This window comes from Pseudomonas sp. J452 (genome assembly GCF_024666525.1).
GTDB lineage: Bacteria > Pseudomonadota > Gammaproteobacteria > Pseudomonadales > Pseudomonadaceae > Aquipseudomonas.
This window is the reverse complement of sequence record NZ_CP088294.1, coordinates 4,335,349-4,356,439: the sequence shown is the minus strand read 5'-3', so window position 1 is coordinate 4,356,439 and position 21,091 is coordinate 4,335,349. Positions and strand designations below refer to the sequence as shown.

16 protein-coding genes are annotated in these 21,091 nt (G+C 61.6%); 7 read left to right on the top strand and 9 right to left on the bottom strand.

Going from position 1 to position 21,091, the window contains the following annotated elements; genetic code table 11:
- The first annotated feature begins 154 nt into the window (after positions 1 to 154).
- Positions 155 to 4,189 (top strand): ATP-dependent RNA helicase HrpA, encoded by a 4,035-nt coding sequence (hrpA, locus tag LRS11_RS19800; protein WP_260494561.1) that lies wholly within the window; start codon positions 155 to 157, stop codon positions 4,187 to 4,189.
- 231 nt (positions 4,190 to 4,420) lie between these two features.
- Here hrpA and LRS11_RS19795 read toward each other — a convergent pair whose 3' ends face one another.
- The gene (locus tag LRS11_RS19795; protein ID WP_260494560.1) at positions 4,421 to 5,104 is read right to left on the bottom strand and encodes a ParA family protein; all 684 of its coding nucleotides are present in this window, start codon (positions 5,102 to 5,104) and stop codon (positions 4,421 to 4,423) included.
- A 147-nt stretch (positions 5,105 to 5,251) separates the two neighbouring features.
- Between LRS11_RS19795 and LRS11_RS19790 the strand changes: the two genes are divergently transcribed.
- Together LRS11_RS19790 and LRS11_RS19785 are read left to right on the top strand one after the other, a co-directional pair.
- Positions 5,252 to 5,779 carry a DUF3087 domain-containing protein gene (locus tag LRS11_RS19790; protein ID WP_260494559.1) on the top strand — a complete coding sequence of 176 codons (528 nt, stop codon included), beginning with the start codon at positions 5,252 to 5,254 and terminating at the stop codon, positions 5,777 to 5,779.
- 49 nt (positions 5,780 to 5,828) lie between these two features.
- Complete coding sequence (locus tag LRS11_RS19785; protein ID WP_260494558.1) at positions 5,829 to 6,710, top strand: serine hydrolase; 882 nt, start codon at positions 5,829 to 5,831, stop codon at positions 6,708 to 6,710.
- 209 nt (positions 6,711 to 6,919) lie between these two features.
- Here the strand turns inward: LRS11_RS19785 and lpdA are convergent, their stop codons facing one another.
- Genes lpdA through LRS11_RS19765 form a run of 4 tightly spaced genes read right to left on the bottom strand, consistent with a single transcriptional unit; the run spans position 6,920 to position 11,893 of the window.
- Positions 6,920 to 8,326 carry a dihydrolipoyl dehydrogenase gene (gene lpdA, locus LRS11_RS19780; RefSeq protein ID WP_260494557.1) on the bottom strand — a complete coding sequence of 469 codons (1,407 nt, stop codon included), beginning with the start codon at positions 8,324 to 8,326 and terminating at the stop codon, positions 6,920 to 6,922.
- A gap of 4 nt (positions 8,327 to 8,330) precedes the next feature.
- A complete protein-coding gene (locus LRS11_RS19775; RefSeq protein WP_260494556.1) occupies positions 8,331 to 9,611 on the bottom strand; it encodes a dihydrolipoamide acetyltransferase family protein in 1,281 nt (426 codons plus the stop codon).
- A complete protein-coding gene (locus LRS11_RS19770) occupies positions 9,612 to 10,664 on the bottom strand; it encodes an alpha-ketoacid dehydrogenase subunit beta (protein ID WP_260494555.1) in 1,053 nt (350 codons plus the stop codon).
- Complete coding sequence (locus LRS11_RS19765) at positions 10,661 to 11,893, bottom strand: 3-methyl-2-oxobutanoate dehydrogenase (2-methylpropanoyl-transferring) subunit alpha (RefSeq protein WP_260494554.1); 1,233 nt, start codon at positions 11,891 to 11,893, stop codon at positions 10,661 to 10,663. The genes LRS11_RS19770 and LRS11_RS19765 overlap by 4 nt, the downstream gene beginning before the upstream one ends.
- A 300-nt stretch (positions 11,894 to 12,193) precedes the next feature.
- Between LRS11_RS19765 and LRS11_RS19760 the strand changes: the two genes are divergently transcribed.
- Entirely contained in the window at positions 12,194 to 12,655 is a 462-nt protein-coding gene (locus LRS11_RS19760; protein ID WP_160081822.1) for an Lrp/AsnC family transcriptional regulator, read from the top strand.
- Between the two features lie 526 nt (positions 12,656 to 13,181).
- Here the strand turns inward: LRS11_RS19760 and LRS11_RS19755 are convergent.
- From LRS11_RS19755 to LRS11_RS19745, 3 genes are all read right to left on the bottom strand, one after another.
- On the bottom strand, positions 13,182 to 15,167 hold the full coding sequence (locus LRS11_RS19755; protein ID WP_260494553.1) for a lipopolysaccharide assembly protein LapB: 1,986 nt from the start codon (positions 15,165 to 15,167) through the stop codon (positions 13,182 to 13,184).
- Positions 15,168 to 15,303: 136 nt separating this feature from the next.
- Entirely contained in the window at positions 15,304 to 16,050 is a 747-nt protein-coding gene (locus tag LRS11_RS19750) for a hypothetical protein (protein WP_260494552.1), read from the bottom strand.
- Between the two features lie 87 nt (positions 16,051 to 16,137).
- Positions 16,138 to 16,494 (bottom strand): metallophosphoesterase, encoded by a 357-nt coding sequence (locus tag LRS11_RS19745; protein WP_260494551.1) that lies wholly within the window; start codon positions 16,492 to 16,494, stop codon positions 16,138 to 16,140.
- A 556-nt stretch (positions 16,495 to 17,050) separates the two neighbouring features.
- Here LRS11_RS19745 and LRS11_RS19740 point away from each other — a divergent pair.
- Together LRS11_RS19740 and LRS11_RS19735 are read left to right on the top strand one after the other, a co-directional pair.
- The gene (locus tag LRS11_RS19740) at positions 17,051 to 18,352 is read left to right on the top strand and encodes an MFS transporter (protein ID WP_260494550.1); all 1,302 of its coding nucleotides are present in this window, start codon (positions 17,051 to 17,053) and stop codon (positions 18,350 to 18,352) included.
- A gap of 219 nt (positions 18,353 to 18,571) precedes the next feature.
- Positions 18,572 to 20,017 carry a SulP family inorganic anion transporter gene (locus LRS11_RS19735; RefSeq protein ID WP_260494549.1) on the top strand — a complete coding sequence of 482 codons (1,446 nt, stop codon included), beginning with the start codon at positions 18,572 to 18,574 and terminating at the stop codon, positions 20,015 to 20,017.
- A 45-nt stretch (positions 20,018 to 20,062) separates the two neighbouring features.
- Here LRS11_RS19735 and LRS11_RS19730 read toward each other — a convergent pair whose 3' ends face one another.
- Positions 20,063 to 20,500, bottom strand: coding sequence for a helix-turn-helix domain-containing protein (locus LRS11_RS19730; RefSeq protein ID WP_260494548.1), 438 nt, complete (start codon positions 20,498 to 20,500; stop codon positions 20,063 to 20,065).
- An 81-nt stretch (positions 20,501 to 20,581) separates the two neighbouring features.
- Here LRS11_RS19730 and LRS11_RS19725 point away from each other — a divergent pair, with 81 nt between their 5' ends.
- Positions 20,582 to 21,079 carry a DUF2938 domain-containing protein gene (locus tag LRS11_RS19725; RefSeq protein WP_260494547.1) on the top strand — a complete coding sequence of 166 codons (498 nt, stop codon included), beginning with the start codon at positions 20,582 to 20,584 and terminating at the stop codon, positions 21,077 to 21,079.
- Positions 21,080 to 21,091 lie beyond the last annotated feature (12 nt).

The following is a 21,091-nucleotide window of genomic DNA, read 5'->3' as shown; positions in this document are numbered from 1 at the left end:
GCAGGCGTGCCCGGCATCCGTTGATCCCGGTCAAGGTTGTTGCGCGGGCTGGGCAAGCCCCCGGTGGGCTGCGACAATCCCGTCCCTGGATTCCCGTCTGCTATCCGTGCAGCCACGCCGTTTCGCGAGCCCTGCTTGCCTCTGAAAGTTTTCTATGACCGACGCCATTCCCGCCCGTGATCCGCTGCTGAACAACCTCGACCAGGCCCTGCTGGCCGACCGTCATCGCCTGCGCCGTCAGCTGCACGAGCTGCAGAAGCACCCGGACGAGGCCAAGCAGGCGCAGTGGCTGGAGCGCTTCCAGGCCTCGGTGGCCAAGGTCGAGGCACGCAAACGCAGCGTGCCGGCGATGCGCTACGACGACAATCTGCCGATCGCCGCCAAGCGCGACGAGATCAAGGCCGCGCTGGAGAAGCACCAGGTGCTGGTGATCGCCGGCGAAACCGGCTCGGGCAAGACCACCCAGCTGCCGAAGATCTGCCTGGAGATCGGCCGTGGCGTGCACGGCCTGATTGGCCACACCCAGCCGCGCCGTCTGGCCGCGCGCAGTGTCGCCACCCGCGTGGCCGAGGAAATCGGTACGCCGCTCGGCGAGCTGGTCGGCTACCAGGTGCGCTTCGAGGACCAGAGCAAGGACAGCAGCCTGATCAAGCTGATGACCGACGGCATCCTGCTGGCCGAGACCCAGCACGACCGCTACCTGGAAAAGTACGACACCATCATTGTCGACGAGGCGCATGAACGAAGCCTCAACATCGACTTCCTCCTCGGCTACCTGAAAACCCTGCTGCCGCGCCGCCCGGATCTCAAGGTGATCATCACCTCGGCGACCATCGACCTGGAGCGCTTCTCCAAGCACTTCAACGACGCGCCGATCGTCGAGGTCTCCGGGCGCACCTACCCGGTGGACACCTGGTACCGCCCGCTGGCGGCTGAGGTGGACGAGGAGGGTGAGAGCCTGCTCGACGACCTTACCGTTGACCAGGGCATCCTCGCCGCGCTGGACGAGATCGCCGCCCATGAAAAGGCCGAGGGCAAGCGCCCCGGCGACGTGCTGATCTTCCTCCCTGGCGAGCGCGAAATCCGCGACGCAGCCGATGTGCTGCGCAAGGCCAACCTGCGTTTCACCGAAGTGCTGCCGCTGTACGCGCGGCTGACTCCGGCCGAGCAGCAGAAGATCTTCGCGCCCATGAGCGGGCGCAAGATCGTCCTCGCCACCAACGTCGCCGAGACCTCGCTGACCGTGCCGGGCATCCGCTACGTGATCGACAGCGGCACGGCGCGTATCAGTCGCTACAGCTACCGCGCCAAGGTTCAGCGCCTGCCTATCGAAGCCATTTCCCAGGCCAGTGCCAACCAGCGCAAGGGCCGTTGCGGGCGGGTAGAGCCGGGCATCTGCGTGCGCCTGTACAGCGAGGAAGATTTCCTCGGCCGCCCGGCCTTCACCGATCCGGAAATCCTGCGTACCAATCTGGCCGCGGTGATCCTGCAGATGCTCCATCTGCGCCTGGGCACCATCGAGGATTTCCCCTTTATCGAGCCGCCGGATGGCAAGGCCATCAGCGACGGCTTCAACCTGTTGCAGGAGCTCTCGGCGGTCAACCGCGAGGGCCAGCTGACGCCGCTTGGCCGCCAGCTGGCGCGTCTGCCCATCGACCCGCGCCTGGGCCGCATGGTGCTGGAAGCGGCCAAGCTCGGCAGCCTGGACGAGATCCTGATAGTCGCCAGTGCGCTGTCCGTGCAGGACCCGCGCGAGCGGCCGATGGACCGCCAGCAGGCCGCCGACCAGGCCCACGCGCAGTGGAAGGATGTCGATTCCGACTTCGCCGCGCTGATCAACCTGTGGCGCGGCTTCGAGGAGAAGCGCCAAGAACTGGGCAGCAGTCCGCTGCGCAACTGGTGCAAGAAGAACTTCCTCAACTACATGCGCCTGCGCGAGTGGCGTGACTCGCATCGCCAGCTGGTGCTGATCGCCCGCGAGCTGCAACTGGCCGGCAATCCCCGCGCCGCAGCGGACGCTGGGCAGAAGGGCGATGCCGGCAAAGCCGCCCGTCCGCAACCGACCAAGGACACCAAGGTCAACGTCATCGCCCGTGAGCAGGCCGAAGCCAGCGAAGCGGCGCAGCGCGCCAAGGGCTACGCCGCCGTGCACAAGGCGATCCTCAGCGGCCTGCTCAGCCAGATTGGCCAAAAGACCGAGGACGGCGACTACCTCGGCGCGCGCCAGCGGCGTTTCTGGATTCACCCGTCGTCAGTGATCGGACGCAAGAAGCCGACCTGGGTGATGGCCGCCGAGCTGGTGGAAACCACCAAGCTGTTCGCCCGCCAGGTCGCCAAGATCGAGCCGGACTGGATCGAGCCGCTGGCCGGCCACCTGATCAAGAAGAACCACTTCGAGCCGCACTGGGAGAAGAAGCGCGGCCAGGTGGTGGCCTTCGAGCAGGTCACCCTGTACGGCCTGATTGTCGTCGGCCGCCGCCCGGTGCACTACGGCCCGGTCGATCCGGTGGCTTCGCGCGAGCTGTTCATCCGCGAAGGCCTGGTGCGCGGCGAGATCAATAGCCGCGCCAAGTGCCTGAATGCCAACCGCCTGCTGCTGGAAAAACTCGACGAGCTGGAAGCCAAAGCGCGCCGCCGCGACATTCTCGCCGACGAGGAAACCCTGTTCGCCTACTACGAGGCGCGCATCCCGGCGGAGATCAACCAGGCCGCCACCTTCGAGCACTGGTATAAGAGCGAGAGCGCGAAGCACCCGCAGCTGCTGATCATGCGCGAGGAAGACGTGCTGGCGCGCGAGGCCAAGGAAGTCACCGCCCAGCAGTACCCGGACATCCTGCACATCGGCGAGCTGCAACTGCCGCTGACCTACCACTTCGAACCCAATCACCCGCGCGACGGGGTGACCCTGCGCGTACCGGCGCCGCTGCTGCCGCAACTGCCGCCCGAGCGCCTGGAATGGCTGGTGCCGGGCCTGCTGGAAGCCAAGGCCATCGCCCTGGTGCGCAATCTGCCCAAGGCGCTGCGCAAGAACTTCGTGCCGGTGCCGGACTTCGTCGGCGCGGCGCTGAGCAAGCTGAGTTTCGCTCAGGGCAGCCTGGCGGAAAACCTCGGTCGCGAACTGACGCGCATGACCGGCGCGCGGGTTGCCGAGGACGCCTGGATCGAGGCTGCAGCGCAGCTCGACAGCCACCTGAAGATGAACCTGGAAGTGGTCGACGCCAAGGGCAAGTTCCTCGGCGAAGGCCGCGACCTGGCCGAACTGTGCGCGCGCTTTGCCGAAGCCAGCCAGGCCGCCCTGGCCATTCCGCAGAGCGACAAGGCGCAGCAGCCGGTGCAGGCCAAGGCCTTCGCCGAAGTCGCCGAGAAGACCCAACAGAAGATCGCCGGGCTCTCCATGACCGTATTCCCGGCGCTGGTGGAAGAGGGCGGGGTGGTCAAGGAAGGACGCTTCCCGACCCAGGCCGAGGCCGAGTACCAACATCGTCGCGCCCTGCAACGCCTGCTGCTGCAACAGCTCAACGAGCCCGCCAAGTTCCTCCGTAACAAGCTGCCGGGCCTGACCGACCTGGGCCTGCTCTATCGCGACATGGGCCGCGTCGAGGCACTGGTCGAGGACATCCTCCTGGCCAGCCTGGACAGCTGCATCCTCGACGGCGAAGCCACCCTGCCACGCGATGGTGCGGCGCTGGCTGCCCTGGCCGAGAAGAAACGAGGTGCCTGGGCCGACCACGCCGAACGCCTGGCCAAGCTGACCCTGGACATCCTCAAGCTGTGGCACGGCCTGCAGAAGCGCTTCAAGGGCAAGATCGACCTGGCCCAGGCCATGGCCCTCAACGACATCAAGCTGCAACTGAGCAACCTGGTGTACCCGGGCTTCGTCCGCGAAACCCCGGCCGAGTGGCTCAAGGAAGTACCGCGCTACCTCAAGGCCATCGAACAGCGCCTGGACAAGATCGGCAGCCAGGTGCAGCGCGACCGCGTCTGGGCCGGCGAGCTGGCTGGCTACTGGGAACAGTACCAGGCGCGCCTGGGCAAACACGGCCAGGAAGGCAAGCATGACGCCAACCTGCTGCTGTATCGCTGGATGCTGGAGGAATACCGCGTGTCGCTGTTCGCCCAGCAACTCGGGACCAAGATGGCGGTGTCGGACAAACGCTTGAGCAAGCAGTGGGCGGCTGTCGAAGCTTGAGAACCTCTTTACGATCTTCTTTGCATCGATTTAACGGTGCGTAGAGATAGATGCGGATCGCTTTTGCCCCCTCTCCCGTTCACGGGAGACGACTGCATGGATGCAGGAGGTAGAGCGACGCAGGAAGCTAAAGCCGAGGGTTGGGGAGAGGGGCGTTTTAACCAAGCCCCTCTCCCCCAGCCCCTCTCCCACAAGTGGGAGAGGGGAGTTTCCGTGATCCGGAAGAGGCTCTTAGAAAACGCTATCGGCGGACTGCTTTTCTGCACCGGCAGGGCTGTTGATGCTGTGCCCCGGCTTGGCGTCCCCATCCAGCCACTGCAGCAGCACCTGCCACTGTTCAAGGTCATTGCGCACCCGCTGCAGAGGCAGGTCGAACAGGCTGATGCCATGATCCAGCGCGCGCACGTAGTTCTGCGTGTCGCGGATACTGGCCACCAACGGCAGCTCCATCCTGGCCAGCAGCTCGTAGAGCGAGCGGGTGTATTCGGTGTTGCTGCGCACACGGTTGGCCACCAGGCCGACCTCGACCCCCGCTTTGGCCAGGTCGGCCATGTTCAGTGCCATCATGAAGCGCAGGCTGGCGAGCATATCGCTGGGCGAGGGCATGACCGGAATCAGCAACTTGTCGCCGGCGCGCAGCACCTGCCACAGCGCCTGCGCGGTAATGGCCGCCGGCATATCGCAGACCAGTATCTCGTAGCCCTGCTCCGGTAACGGATCGCGCCAGGCCGCATGCAGGGTCAGCGGCGCGCAACTGGCTGGCCGGCAACCCAGCCAGTCGCTGGCCGAACGCTGCCGGTCATAGTCGGCCAGCAGCACAGACCGGCCCTGGCTGGCAAAGTGGCCGGCTATCTGCGTGGCCAGCGTGGTCTTGCCACAACCGCCCTTGGCATTGGCGACCAGGATGCGTTTCATTGCAGAGGGTTACTCCGGGGGAGCTCAATGTCCGTCCTAGACTAGCCCAGTTGCGCACTGCGCCGTGCAAATGGCTCGGCAACCGCTAGCAAGAACCTGATAATGCACGCATCGCCATCCATTCAATCCCGGAGTCGCGCAGTCCCCATGTTCGAGATCAAACCGCACAACCCCGAAGACTACCGTCGGCAAACCCGGCGCATCACCCTGGTGATTGCGGCCACTTTCGTCGTGCTGGCCCTGCTGCTGTCCACCGTGCTGGTGCAGGTGTTCGGCACCGCAGGCGGCGACAATTTCCGCTGGAACCTGATCGGTGTGCTGCTCGGGCTGGGGCTGACCATCGCCCTGGTGCGCTTCAAGCTGTGGGCGCTGCCGTGGATGGCGCCGGCGGTGTATGGCTGGCAGCTCAAGCGCAATCTGATGCGCGTGACCAACGTCATGCACCACGTAAAAACTGGAGTGGCGGCCGGCGACCCGGCGGCGATGAAGCTGCTGCGCTTCTACCACCTGGGCGTCACCCAGATGCACCAGCTGGACGGCAACACCAGCGAGATCAGCCAGATGACGCGCGAGATCGACGTCCATCGCGAGGCGATGCAGGCGCAGGGTCTGGAGACTGAGCAGAACCGGCTCGATCTTCAGTGGCTGGAGGCTGTGAAAAAGGCGGGTGCCTGAACGGCCGGCCGCTCCGTTCATATCTTCCATTCACGCAGAGCCTTCGACCATGCATTTCTCTCTTGTCGTGAACGGTGCCCCAAGCCCGTCCGAACAGGCCGCGGGGTTGGTGCCCTGGTGGAGTTTCAGCAAAACGGTGCTGGCTGCCGCAGCCCTGACCTTGGTGCGCGATGGCCTGCTCGGGCTCGACGATCAGCTACTCGAAGGGCCGTTCACCCTGCGTCAGTTGCTACGCCATGAGGCCGGGCTGGCCGATTACGGCGAGCTCGCTGACTACCACACCGCCGTTGCCGCCCATGCCGCGCCCTGGTCGGTAGAGGAGATGCTGCAGCGCCTCGATGCCCAGCGGCTGCGCTACGCACCGGGGGCTGGCTGGCGCTATTCGAATGTCGGCTACCTGTTCGTCAGCAGGCTTATCGAACGGGTGACCGGCTTGGCATTGGAACAGGCGCTGCAGCAGCGGGTGTTTGCCCCGCTCGGTTTGTCACGCGTGCGCCTGGCCCGTACGCGTGCCGATCTGCATGACGTGCACATGGGCGCCGCTTCTGCCTATGACCCGGGCTGGGTCTATCACGGCCTGCTGGTTGGGCCGCTTGGCGAGGCGGCGTTGTGCCTGGATCGCCTGCTGAGCGGGGGTCTGCTGCCGGATTGGCTGCTGCGGGAGATGCGCACTGCGCGAGCTCTCGGCGGACCGATTGGCGGACGACCCTGGATTGCTCCTGGTTATGCGCTCGGCCTGATGCAGGGCACGGTGCAGGGCGGCCAGCTGTTGTCGGGACACAGTGGCGCTGGGCCGGGCAGTGTGGTCGCGGTCTATCACTGTGTGCGGGGTCGTAACACGGCAAGCTGCGCGGTGTTTGCCGAGGGAGCGGATGAAGGGGTAGTCGAGGTAGAAGCCGTATCTCGACTGGTAGGGCTCTCGATTGATTGAGTCGTAGGGTGGATCGCGCTTCATCGATCCACCGAGTGTGGCCGTGGCGGATGAGAACAGCGTCATCCACGGTCTGATTCTGTAGGAGCCAGCTTGCTGGCGATCAGCGGGACACTGTCTGCGTATCGCCAGCAAGGACTAGGCGTCCCCCTGGCTCCTACAAAAGTTTGTGCTGAATAACAGTTTCTACGAATTGCGCCCCGCGGCGGTCAGATATGCAACGCATGCCCCAGCGCCCTTAACGCCGCCTCCTGCACCGCTTCGCCGAGGGTCGGGTGGGCGTGGATGGTGCCGGCGATGTCTTCCAGGCGCGCGCCCATTTCGATCGACTGGACGAAGGCCGTGGACAGCTCCGACACCGCCTTGCCCACGGCCTGCCAGCCGAGGATCAGGTGATTGTCGCGGCGCGCCACCACACGGACGAAGCCGTCGCTGGACTCCAGAGTCATTGCCCTGCCGTTGGCGGCGAAGGGGAAGCTCGCCACGATGCAGTCCAGCCCGGCGGCCTTGGCCTGTTCCGGTGACTGGCTGACCACCACCACTTCCGGGTCGGTGAAGCACACCGCCGGGATGGCCGTGGGGGTGAAGGCGCGGCGTTTGCCGGCAATGATTTCCGCGACCATTTCGCCCTGGGCCATGGCGCGGTGCGCCAGCATCGGTTCGCCGGCGATATCGCCGATGGCCCAGACGTTGCGCATCGAGGTATGGCACTGCTCGTCGATGCGCAGCGCGCGGCCGTTCATGTCCAGGCCCAGGCTTTCCAGGTTCCAGCCGGCCGTGTTGGGGTGGCGGCCGACGGCGACCAGTACCTGATCGGCCTCGATCACCCGCTGCGCGCCCTGATCGTCGCGCACGCGCAGGCCGTGGCCGCCGGGTTCCAGGCCCAGCACGCTGTGGCCGAGGTACAGCTCCACACCCAGCTTGCGCAGTGCGGCCGCGACGGGCTTGGTAAGTTCCTCGTCGTAGCTCGGCAGGATGCGCGGCTGCGCTTCCACCACCGTCACCTCGACGCCCAGTTTGCGGTAGGCGGTGCCCAGCTCCAGGCCGATATAGCCGCCGCCGACCACCACCAGGCGCTGGGGCAGCGTCTGCGGCGCCAGGGCCTCGGTGGAGGAGATGACGTTGCCGCCCAGCGGCAGGAACGGTAGTTCCACCGACTTCGAGCCGGCGGCCAGCAGCATGTGCTCGCAATGGATCTGCTGACTGTTGCCGCCGGGGATATCGACTTCCACCGTCTTGCCGTCGACGATCTTCGCCCAGCCCTGCACGACGGTGACGCCATGCTTCTTCAGCAGCGCGCCGACGCCGCTGGTGAGGCGGTCGACGATGCCGTCCTTCCACGCCACGGTGCGCTGGATGTCGATGCTCGGTGCCTGCACGCTGATGCCAAGCGCCGAATGGCCGGCGAATTCACGCGCCTTGAGGTATTCCTCGGCGGCATGGATCAGCGCCTTGGACGGGATGCAGCCGATGTTCAGGCAGGTGCCGCCCAGGGCGGCGCCTTCCACCAGCACGGTGCGGATGCCCAGCTGGCCGGCGCGGATGGCGGCGACATAGCCGCCGGGGCCGCCGCCGATGATCAGCAGGGTGGTTTCGAGGGTCTGGTTGTGCTTCACAGGCTCACTCCAGGAACAGGCTGGCGGGGTGTTCGAGCAGGCCGCGCACCGACTGGATAAAGGCGGCCGCGTCCATGCCGTCGACCACCCGGTGATCGAAGGAGGAGGACAGGTTCATCATCTTGCGCACGACGATCTGGCCGTTGATCACCACCGGACGTTCGACCATGCGGTTGACCCCGACTATGGCCACTTCCGGGGCGTTGATCACCGGCGTGCTGACGATACCGCCAAGGGCGCCGAGGCTGCTCAGGGTGATGGTCGAGCCGGACAGCTCGTCGCGCTGTGCCTTGCCGCTGCGCGCGGCGTCGGCCAGGCGCGCGATCTCCGCGGCGTTGCCCCACAGGTCGCGGGACTCTGCATGGCGCAGCACTGGCACCATCAGGCCATTGTCGCTCTGGGTGGCGACGCCCACATGCACCGCACCGTAACGGGTGACCACCTCGGCCTCGTCGTCATAGCGGGCGTTGAGCTGCGGATGCTCGCGCAGCGCCACCACCAGGGCACGGATCAGCAACGGCAGCAGGGTCAGCTTGCCGCGCTGCTGCGCGTGTTTGCCATTCAGGTGCACGCGCAGGGCCTCCAGATCGGTCACGTCGATTTCCTCGACGTAGCTGAAGTGCGGGATGCGTCGCTTGGCCTCGGCCATCTTCTGCGCGATCTTGCGGCGCAGGCCGATCACCGGGATGGCCTGCTCGTCGTGGCGCGCGGCATAGCCGCTGGTGTGGGGCGCGCTGCTCTGACCGCGAGTCAGATAGGCGTCGAGGTCTTCATGGCGGATTTGCCCGATTGGCCCGCTGCCGCTGACGAACTGCAATTCGATGCCCAGCTCGCGGGCGCGCTGGCGCACGGCCGGCGAGGCTAGCGGCTTCTCACCCGGCTCGCGGCGCACGCTCGGAACGGGCGCAGGGCTGGCGGCGGGGCGCGTCGGGGCAGCGGGGGCTGGCGGCGGGGCCACGGCCTTGGGCGTCTCAGTAACTGCCGGCTGCTCTACTCGCGGCGCCACGCTGGGTGCCGGCTCGCTGGCCTTGGCATTGCCGGCACCGGCCACTTCCAGGCGGATCAGTTCGCTGCCGACGGCCAGCACCTGGCCCGGCGTGCCGCCCAGGGCCAGCACGGTGCCGGCCACCGGCGAGGGGATCTCCACCATGGCCTTGTCGGTCATCACGTCGGCCAGGGTCTGATCCTCGGCGACGGTCTCACCGACCTGCACATACCACTTCACCAGCTCGACTTCGGCGATGCCTTCACCGATGTCCGGCATCTTGATCACATGCGTACCCATTCAGACCTCCATGACGCGCTTGAATGCCGCGCCGACCCGCGCCGGCCCTGGGAAGTAGTCCCACTCCTGGGCGTGCGGGTAGGGCGTGTCCCAGCCGGTGATCCGCTCGATGGGCGCTTCCAGATGGTGGAAGCAGTGCTCCTGCACCAGCGACATCAGCTCGGCGCCGAAGCCGCAGGTACGGGTGGCCTCGTGGGCGATCACGCAGCGCCCGGTCTTCTTCACCGAGGTGACGATGGCCTCCAGGTCCAGCGGCCAGATGCTGCGCAGGTCGATGATCTCGGCATCCAGGCCGGTCTCCTCGGCGGCGGCCTGCGCCACATAGACCATGGTGCCGTAGGTCAGCACGGTCAGCGCGTTGCCGGGGCGGGCGATGGCGGCCTTGTCCAGCGGCACCTTGTAGTAACCCTCCGGCACCTGGCTGGCCGCGTGCTTGGACCAGGGCGTCACCGGGCGGTCGTGATGGCCGTCGAACGGGCCGTTATACAGGCGCTTGGGTTCGAGGAAGATCACCGGGTCGTCGTTCTCGATGCAGGCGATCAGCAGGCCCTTGGCGTCGTAGGGGTTGGACGGCATCACCGTGCGCAGGCCGCAGACCTGGGTGAACATCGCCTCCGGGCTCTGGCTGTGCGTCTGCCCGCCGTAGATGCCGCCGCCGCAGGGCATGCGCACGGTCATCGCCGCGCTGAAGTCGCCGACCGAGCGATAGCGGATGCGCGCCGCCTCGGAAATCAGTTGGTCGGAGGCCGGGTACACATAGTCGGCGAACTGGATCTCCACCACCGGGCGCAGGCCGTAGGCGCACATGCCGACGGCGGCGCCGATGATGCCGCTCTCGGAGATCGGCGCGTCGAACACCCGCGAGGTGCCGTACTTGTTCTGCAGGCCTTCGGTGCAGCGGAACACGCCGCCGAAGTAGCCGACGTCCTGGCCGAACACCACCACGTTGCTATCGCGTTCCAGCATCACGTCCATCGCCGAGCGCAGCGCCTGGATCATGGTCATGCTGGTGACGGCCTGGGTGTTCTCGTGTTGCGTCGTCATGGCGGTCATACCCCCAGCTCCTGGCGCTGGCGGCGCAGATGCTCCGGCAGCTCCTTGTAGACATCCTCGAACATGTTGGCGGCGCTGAAAACGTGGCCGTCGACCAGCGAGCCGTGGCTTTCCGCTTCCTTCTGCGCGGTCAGCACTTCGGTCTCCAGCTTCTTGTGCAGTGCTTCGTGCTGTTCTTCGGACCAGATGCCCAGGCCAACCATGTGCTGCTTGAGGCGGGCGATTGGGTCGCCCAGCGGGAAGTGGCTGTAGTCGTCGGCCGGGCGGTATTTCGACGGATCGTCCGAGGTCGAGTGCGGGCCGGCGCGGTAGGTCACCCACTCGATCAGGCTCGGCCCGAGGTTGCGCCGGGCGCGTTCGGCGGCCCACTGCGAGGCGGCGTAGACGGCGAGAAAATCGTTGCCGTCGACCCGCAGCGAGGCGATGCCGCAACCCACGCCGCGGTTGGCGAAGGTGGTGCCTTCACCGCCGGCGATGGCCTGGAAGGTTGAGATCGCCCACTGGTTGTTGACCACGTTGAGGATCACCGGCGCGCGGTAGACATGGGCGAAGGTGAGGGCGGTGTGGAAGTCCGATTCGGCGGTGGCGCCGTCGCCGATCCAGGCCGAGGCGATCTTGGTATCGCCCTTGATCGCCGAGGCCATGGCCCAGCCCACCGCCTGGATGAACTGGGTGGCCAGGTTGCCGGAAATCGAGAAGAAGCCGTACTCGCGGCTGGAATACATGATCGGCAGCTGGCGGCCCTTGAGCGGATCGGCCTCGTTGGACAGCAGCTGGCAGATCATCTCTTTCAGCGGGTAGTCGCGGGCGATCAGGATGCCCTGCTGGCGATAGGTCGGGAAACACATGTCGCCGTCTTGCAGGGCCAGGGTGTGCGCGGTGGCGATGGCTTCCTCGCCCAGACACTGCATATAGAAGGACATCTTCTTCTGCCGCTGCGCGGTGGTCATGCGCGCGTCGAAGATACGGGTCTTGAGCATCGCGCGCAGGCCGCGCAGCAACTGTTCGCTGCTCAGCTGCGGGTCCCACGGGCCGACGGCGTTGCCCTGCTCGTCGAGCACGCGCACCAGGCTGTAGGCCAGGTCGCTGGTGGCGGCCGGTTCCACGTCGATGGCCGGTTTGCGCACCGTGCCAGCGGCGGACAGGTGCAGGTAGGAAAAATCGGTCTTGCAGCCCGGTCGCCCGGTGGGCTCCGGTACGTGCAGGCGCAAGGGTGCGTAGTCAGTCATGTTGCCTCCAGCCAAAAAACTCGGATCGGGAACGGATCAGCAGCGAATGAGCAGGGCGGACGGCGGGCTGGGCGGATGCAGCCGGGCAGGCTGAACGGAGGCGCAAAGGGTGTGCGCGCGGCGGGTGCGGCAGGGGAGGCGGGTGTGCGTGACATCACTCATGGTGAGGCCCTCGTCGTTGTTCTTGTGATTTCAGTATATGCTTCGACTGCTAGTTTTTTGCTCCAAAGTCACTAGGTTTGCCCGGCTGTATTAGTATGTTTGAACTAATAAAATCAATAATCGTAGAAGCCTGCCGCCATGTCCGAACTTGACCGCATCGACCTGAAAATCCTCCGCGCCCTGGCCGAAGATGGCCGCATGAGCTGGCGCGACCTGGCCCTGAAAGTCGGCCTGTCGATGACCCCGACCCTGCGCCGGGTGAGGCGTCTGGAAGACGAACACTACATCCAGGGCTATTTTGCGCGCCTCGACGAGGAGCGCCTGTCCGGGGCGATGAGCGTGTTCGTCTCGGTCTCCTTAGAAAAGCAGACCGGCGACTACCTCGCCCGTTTCGAGGAGCGCATCGTCGAGGCGCCGCAGGTGATGAGCTGCTTCCAGATGACCGGCGACGCCGATTACATGCTGCGCGTGGTGGTCAAGGACCTGGCCGCCTACCAGGCCTTCCTCACCCACACCCTGACCTGCATCCCCGGCGTCGCCGGGATCAAATCGGCCTTCGCCCTGAAGTCGGTGATGCTGCGCTCGGCGCCGCCGATCTGAGGGTGGCGGTGCTTGCCGTCGGCACTTCTGTGGGCGTGACTTTGGCCGCGAAGCTCTGGCTAGTGCTTCGTAGTTGCTGAAGAGCGCGGCGCTGTGTGTGGGGTATATATCGACCCGAAGCGGTCATCGAGTATCGTAAAATTTGAAGCTGAATCAATTGTTGGTCAACAAAGTCCTGCAAGGCTCTGTGTCTTTGACTACCCAGTAAATTTTATCTAACGACGTTGATGTCGCGAACGCTGGTATTGATGCAGAGTGGTTTCTTTTTTCTATTAGCCGCTTTACGGGAATGGAGAATTTTCTGGCTCAAATAGGAACCTGATTTGAGTCTTTTTCTCGGATACCTGAAGAGGTAATTTTGGGTGATCTTTGAAGGTCTAGGTGCGCGATGAAGGTTTATTTTTTTGCAAATAGCACAGGAAGATTATCGAGGGTTTTTTCGGCTATCACTCTTGCGAAGCTGCAGGCCTACAGCTGCACGATTGCAGGCCTGCTTAATTATGATAATGGTCTCTTCAGGTGATCACTAGCTGCTTTTGTCTGCCAGTAATTTATTGGTTTGATTGCTTCTTGATATGAGGTAAATCAACTCTCGACTTGACTCTAAAGGCTGAGTGACTGTGCGTGTTGTTAAGTGACTGTTCAGTTTCTTGATGTGCGCAATCTCTAGACGCTCCGCCCCACTTAGTCGCCACCTGAGCGAGCTGCATCTGAAGAGGCGAAGCAAGTTGGCGCTATCATTATTTGTGGTAAACGCGTGCCAAAGAACCTTGTGGCATGTGTTGAATAAAGAGTTTAATCCTTCGCCATATAGGTAGTGATATATTTCAATGAGTTTTAATAGATGATTTCTTTCAATGTTTCTTGACTCTTCTATGTATATTTCGGCGAGCGATATGTTTGCTCTCATGGCATTGTAAAGATCACCTTCTAAATTGGCATGCTTTGATACCTGTAAAATTAGTGACTCTCTCTGCTCTGGATCATTGCAGCGATCAGCCATGGATAGTTTTATGTTGTTCGCTGTAATAAATAATTTTTTCCGCCGGGCTTGTTTTTCTAATTGTGCAAGCTTTTCAAATTTACTGGGGGTTTTGCTTCCAATCCGAACTAGCACAGAGCGTGCGGATAATGCACGGTGATTTCTGTTGTCAATTTTAATGCATTCATTTGCTGCTTCTATTACGAGGTCGGATTTTTTTAGTGCCTCGTAAGACTTGGTTAAACAGAGATAAATGCGTTGCAAGAAATTTTTATCACATGACAGTGTGATCAAGCCCGAGCAGAGAGTTATAGATTTTTCATACTCTCCTGTCATGCGTAGAGATTCGGCGAGTTCAAGGGTCAGTTGAGAGGTGTTTGGTGGCGTGTCTAGTAGCTTGACTAGTGGAAGTATGTCGTCGCAAAGAGATATCACTGCTCGGAAATGATTGCCTTCATAAAGTTTCTTGGCAAATGACGTTGTCAAAGAAATTGAAGATTGACATTTTTGTGCGGTGTAGTGTTCTACCGAGTCTCGAATCGCGCGCAGAATAAGTAAGCTAGCATTTCCAATTTTCCACGCTCTGCAGTCTCTATCATTAAACTTTATTCCTTTGGGTAGTTTGATTCCTCTTGTGTCCCAGTTTGTGCCGAAATAAATTTCGAGCGCGCGTCGTCCTAAGCTATCAAGCTCTGAAGTAGATAGGGTTGCGTATAGGTATTCTCTAACCGCTCTTCGTACAACAATTGCTCTTGCTGATTCACTATTTGTAGAGCTAATGCTTGGGATTTCAACAAAATCAATGAGTGCAAAGTCTTTCAGATAGCTTGCATCTTGCGGGTAGAACAAATTTGTTTGATTGAATCGCTTTACTGTTTCAAGCTGCTCTCCTCTGGGGAACATTGCTAAAGCCTTTAGGAGCTTGAAGGCCCTTGATATGTTGGGATTTGAGGAGTTCTTGATCTCATCTAGTGTCGAAGCTAGACCCGAGGGAGCTGTTTCTGTAGCTGCATGCTTCCCGGCCACGTCCGCATTAAGGCTATGTAGCTGGGCAGCGCCTACAATTTGTATATCTCGAAGCACCATGTCAATTCGAGATGGAATGCCATCTGTATGACGATGTAGTCGTGAAATGAACTGCGCAGTTGCAAGGTCAGCACCTCCCTTTTCGTGGTTGGATACGTAAGTTTTAGTGTCAAGCTCGTCGAGCGGCTTGAGTTCAACAGACTTTATGGCTCCAGAAGTAGGGGGGAGTCTAGAGATAACAACTATTCTGGCGTTGTCACAAAAATCTAGTGCGATACTGATTAGTGTCTCAATTTCTTGTTGAAGCACTCGTGCAGATTTATCCTTGCCTTCAAATATTGGGGCGTCCTCAAAAATTAAAGTGCAAGCTGATTCTGAAGCTAAAGTATCTAGTAGCTGTTCAAAGCTAACTCCCAGTTGTGCTTCTATGCCATTGCATATCTCTGATTTGGAGAAATAATTTTGGCAGTCGATTTGATATACATGATCCGTTCCGGTATCCAAGGTTTCATGTAGCGCTCCAATGAATTCGTGCGTTCCCAGGCCCCAGTCGGAAACAATCCATAGCGCTCTATTTTCCTTGAGTGCTTCAATGCTTTCCGCTCGATCTATATTCCGTGTTTCGGAGAAATTAATGCCTTTAGGCAGGGTTTTTCGTAGGGGGGCGCAATGCTTCTTTTTGAAGTTCTGGTTTGAGCAGAATTGTCGATCCCTCTGGTGCTTTGGTTCGTGAAGGCGTTGTTTCCGAACATGGTTTGTATTCCTCCTCTGCGTAGCCGTCATCATTGCAATCAAATTCAGGGTTTTGGATTAATTTAAAGTGTCCTGCATTTGTTCTGTGGGATTTTCGAGGCCAATGTTTGATTTTTCTAGAAGGGCCTAGGTTTTCAAGTTCATATATTGAATATCCGTGAATTCTTTCTAGCCCCTTTCTCTCGATAAACTCAAGACCGAATAGCGATGCTCCCTGCATATGCCTTCTTCTTACTGCTCCTCCCTCAGAAATAGATGTACTGTTTGACTCATGCATGTGGCCAAAGAGGTGGCTGTCAAAGCGAGAGGGTATATATATTTCACTACGCCATGAAGAGAGGCTTGATGGGTGGAGCCATTCTTGCGGGTGATGAGTTACAAGTAGGTTGAAGTCATGGTTCGAGCACCATTCATCAGGAGCTCCCGAAGTGACCGCCATTAGTTGTCTAGGGTCTACATGGAGTCGCTCCTTATAGTCCCCATCACAAAGCTGTAGCCATGCAGAGTTTAATCCGACAATCCCTACTGACCTTCCTTGAAAATTAATCTCTGTAGAAATATCTCCTGGAATCTCCCCGTGGGTGAGGCTCGGAAGGGGGATGGAGGTTTCTCTCAAAGTTTCTAGCCATTCCATATATTCTGCGAAAGAGCTCTTTATAAGGGCTCTATAGTCGGCAGGTTCGGACTTCCAGAAAGCGTGCGGAAGTTCTGGTATTTCCCATCATTGAGATAATACTTTCGCAGTAGGGTTTAGAGCTGGTGGGCGTGCTAGATCATGATTTCCCGGTACGGGAATCAATGCGGGAGATTTTCCAAATTTGCTAAATACGCCCCATATTTCACCCAATACCTCTGTTAGCTTGGCGTATTCGGTCTTGCTGGATTTTTGTGTCAGATCACCGGAGAATATAACGAAGTCCAAAGCGCCTAGCTTAAAGCACATCCTCTCAAGATCTTCAAGGAATGCTCTCTTGAACGAAGGCCACATCCATTGCTGTGCATTCATTCCTACATGCAAATCCGTGAAGTGGGCGAAACGTACAATATTTTGAGTTGTGCTGTCAGAGCCGGTTTTCATATTTCGAAATCCTCTTCGATTTAACGACGAGTCCTATTCGTGCGGACTTTAGTATAAATTTGTTGTCAAAAATTTACTTTGCTAGAAATTTGCTGCTGTTCAGAGATGTGCTTCGGAATTTTGCCATAAAGGCACTCGGTCGATAATGGCTTAATGCTATATCTGGTTGTGAATAAAAGAGGAATCCTTCTGTTTTGGATAAATTTTTCTGTCAACCGCTGCTTGGCTCGAAGGGCTGCTTTGGCCGATTGCAGCCGCTCAACTAACCGTCGTGGCCAGCCTTGCCTTCACTCCCACTGTTTAAACCTCCACGCTATAAGGGGCTGATCAGGTCGCGCACTCTGGGGAAACTGGCGATATCGCTAATGCTTCCAGGGGCTGTACCGGCTTTCCCCTCGCGCCGCTGTGACGCTACGCGTGCCCCTGGCGGTCTCAGTTCATGGACCGTCGGTTTCGGCAATGAACAGCCCCTGTCTTCTGCTTGGCTGAACCATACTCCAGTCCATCCCCGATAAGCCTGTGCGCAGGCTTCCCAGATCGAACCCCCGAGCTGTCCATGACCAGTATTTGGAAGTCGTTTCGCTCACTGTATTTCGCCACCCTGCTGATGCTGATCGGCTCCGGCCTGTTGAGTACCTACCTGGGCCTGCGTCTGGCCGCGGATAAGGTCGATACCGCGTGGATCGGTGCGCTGATGGCGGCCAACTATCTCGGCCTGGTGCTGGGTGGCAAGGTCGGCCATCGGCTGATTGCCCGGGTCGGCCATATGCGCGCCTTCGTTTCCAGCTCCGGCGTGGTCGGCGCCGCCGTGCTCGGCCACGGCCTGATTGATTGGCTGCCGGCCTGGCTGGTGCTGCGCGCGCTAGTGGGCCTGGGCATGATGTGCCAGTACATGGTGATCGAGAGCTGGCTCAACGAGCAGGCCGATGCCAGTCAGCGCGGCCGGGTGTTCTCCGGCTACATGATTGCCTGCTACCTCGGCCTGATGCTCGGCCAGCTCACGCTGGTGCTGCATCCGGCGCTGGGCCTGGAGCTGCTGATGCTGGTGGCGCTGTGCTTCACCCTGTGTCTGGTGCCGGTGGCCATGACTCGTCGTAGCCACCCGGCGCCGATGCAGCCGGTGGCGCTGGAGCCGATGTTCTTCATCAGGCGGGTGCCGCAGTCGCTGACCACCATTCTGGTCTCGGGCCTGGCGATTGGCTCCTTCTATGGTCTGGCGCCGCTGCATGCCTCGCTCATGGGCCTGAGTACCCTGCAGGTCGGCCTGTTTATGGCCAGCTGCATCCTCGCCGGCCTGCTGGTGCAGTGGCCGCTGGGCTGGCTGTCGGACCGTTACGATCGCGGCGCGCTGATCCGCAACTGCGCGGTGTTGCTGACCCTGGCCAGCCTGCCTATGGCGATCCTGACCGAGCTGCCGCTGGTGCTGCTGTTCCCCCTGGGCTTTGTCTTCTGCCTGCTGCAGTTCAGCCTGTATCCGCTGGCCGTGGCGTTCTCCAACGACTACATCGAGGCCGAGCACCGGGTTTCGCTGACGGCCATGCTGCTGGTGACCTTCGGTATCGGTGCCTGCCTGGGACCACTGACGGCGGGGCTGCTGATGCGCGAGCTGGGGCCGAACATGCTCTACGCCTTTGTCTGCTTCTGCGCCTTCGTGCTGATCTTTCGCGTGCGTCCGGACACCATCAAGCACATGCAGCCGGTGGAGAATGCGCCGCTGCAGCACGTGGCCGTGCCGGACAACATGACCAGTTCACCGCTCTCGGCGGCCCTCGACCCGCGGGTGGAGGAGCGCACGGTGCATGAGCAGATGCAGCGGGCTAATCCGGCGGCCGAGGCTGGCGAGCAGTCGGCGAGGTGATGGTGGAGAAGGGAGGAGGTGAGTGGGCCAATTCCCTCTCCCCCAGCCCCTCTCCCACAAGTGGGAGAGGGGAGTTACGAGGTACGGCTCAGGTTTTGCGTTCCGTTCAGGTACCCGGCCAATCACTGGCCTGCCCGCCGGCATTTCCGTAACATCCGCGACCCTCATTCCCCACACGCTCCGCGGCCCGGCCTTGCCCGTCCGCCCTTGGGTCATTGCATGAAAGTAAAACGTCTGCGCGCCGACGTCCTGGCCGGACTCACTACCTCCTTCGCGCTGGTGCCGGAGTGCATCGCCTTCGCCCTGGTGGCGCACCTCAATCCGCTGATGGGGCTGTACGGCGCTTTCATCATCTGCACCCTGACTGCGTTGTTCGGCGGCCGGCCGGGCATGGTTTCCGGTGCCGCCGGTTCGATGGCCGTGGTGATAGTCGCGCTGGTGGTCGAGTATGGCGTGCAGTACCTGCTCGCCACCGTGCTGCTCGGCGGTTTGCTGATGATCCTGTTCGGGGTGCTGCGCCTGGGCAAGCTGATTCGCATGGTGCCGCACTCGGTGATGATCGGCTTCGTCAATGGCCTGGCGATCATCATCGCCCTGGCTCAGCTGGAGCACTTCAAGCAGGGCGAGGCCTGGCTCAGCGGCAACGCGCTGTACCTGATGCTGGGCCTGGTGGCGCTGACCATGGCCATCGTCTACCTGCTGCCGCGCCTGACCCGCAGCGTGCCGCCGGCGCTGGTGGCAATCCTCGGCGTGGGCCTGGCGGTGTACCTGCTCGGCCTGCCGACCCACACCCTGGGCGACATGGCGCATATCGCCGGTGGTCTGCCGGAGTTCGCCCTGCCGCAGGTGCCCTGGACCCTGGAAACCCTGCGCATCGTGGCGCCCTACGCGATCTTGATGGGCCTGGTCGGCCTGCTGGAAACCCTGCTGACGCTGAACCTGACCGACGAGATCACCGAGAGCCGCGGCTACCCGGACCGCGAGTGCGTGACCCTGGGGGCGGCCAACATGGTTTCCGGGGTGTTTGGTGGCATGGGTGGTTGCGCGATGATTGGGCAGACCGTGATCAACCTCAGCTCCGGTGGTCGCGGCCGGCTCTCCGGCGTGGTCGCCGGGGTGATGATCCTGCTGTTCGTGCTGTTTCTCTCGCCGCTGATCGAGCGCATTCCGCTGGCCGCACTGGTCGGGGTGATGTTCGTGGTGGCGCAGCAGACCTTCGCCTGGGCCTCGCTGCGGGTGCTCAACCGGGTGCCGCTCAACGATGTGCTGGTGATCATCGCGGTGACCAGCATCACCGTGTTCACCGACCTGGCCACTGCGGTGCTCTGCGGCATCGTCATCGCCGCGCTCAACTTCGCCTGGCAGCACGCCCGCGAGCTGTATGCCGACAGCCATCTGCAGGCCGATGGCAGCAAGCTCTACAGTCTGCACGGCACGCTGTTCTTCGCCTCGACCACGCCTTTCCTCAACCAGTTCGACCCGGCCAACGATCCGCAGCAGGTCGTGCTCGACTGCCGCCACCTGAGCTTTGTCGACTACTCGGCCATCGCCGCGTTGAAGACATTGCGCGAGCGTTACGCCAAGGCCGGCAAGCAGCTGCGCGTGCTGCACCTGTCCGCGCGTTGCAAGCAACTGCTCAAGCGCTATGGCGTAGCGCACGACTGAGGTCGCCATGCGGCGCGGCTTGGCTGTCCACTGGCGCAATCATGGCTAGCGGGTCGGCGGCGTGCCCTTGCGCAGGCCCTTGCTGTGCTTGCGTGCATGGGCGCTGGCGGCTGCCGCTTGCACCAGGCGCTGGAAGGTCGGGCACTCGGCGTGGCTCGGTGCCGGGCAGGCCGCCGCATGGCGTAAGCCATTGCTCATGGCCTGCAGGCGCTGGATGGTGGCATCGAGCTCATCGGCCTTGGCCGCGAGCATCTGCCGGTCGATGGCCGGCGCGCCGCCGGGTGCGAACATCGAGCGGATTTCCTCCAGGGTGAAGCCGGCCGACTGGCCGAGCGAGATCAGCGCCAGCTGATCCAGGATCTGCGGCGCAAAGCTGCGCCGTTGCCCCTGGCGGCCGAGCGAAGCGATCAGTCCCTTTTCTTCGTAAAAACGCAGCGCCGATGCCGGTACGCCGGATCGTCTGGCGACTTCAGCGATATCCATCAGATACCCCTTGACCTCAAGTTCACTTGAACTTGTAGATTCGAGCAGAACCCCTGGCGGGTCAACCTTGAAGAGGTCTTTATGACGAACTTACTGCAATTCATAACCCTGGCGGCCGGCATCGGCATCCTGGCGACGGCGCTGATGGATGCCTGGCTGATGCTGTTGAAATACGCCGGCGTGCCGACCCTGAACTTTGCCTTCATCGGCCGTTGGGTCGGGCATCTGCTGCGCGGCAGGCTGGCCCATGCGGCCATCGCCAAGGCGCCGCCGATCCGTGGCGAACTGGCCCTGGGCTGGCTCATGCATTACGCCACCGGCATCGCCTTTGCCGGGCTGCTGCTGGCCATCGTCGGCCTGGACTGGGCCTGGCAGCCGACGCTGCTCCCCGCGCTGCTGGTGGGCGTCGCCACGGTCAGCATCCCCTTGTTGGTGATCCAGCCGGCCATGGGCTCCGGCTTCGCCGCCGCCAAGACGCCAACCCCGCTGCGTAACTGCCTCAAGAGCCTGGCCAATCACAGCGTGTTTGGCCTGGGCCTTTACCTGGCCGCCTTATTGATCGGCGCACTGCTGCGCTGAGTGCAGACACGC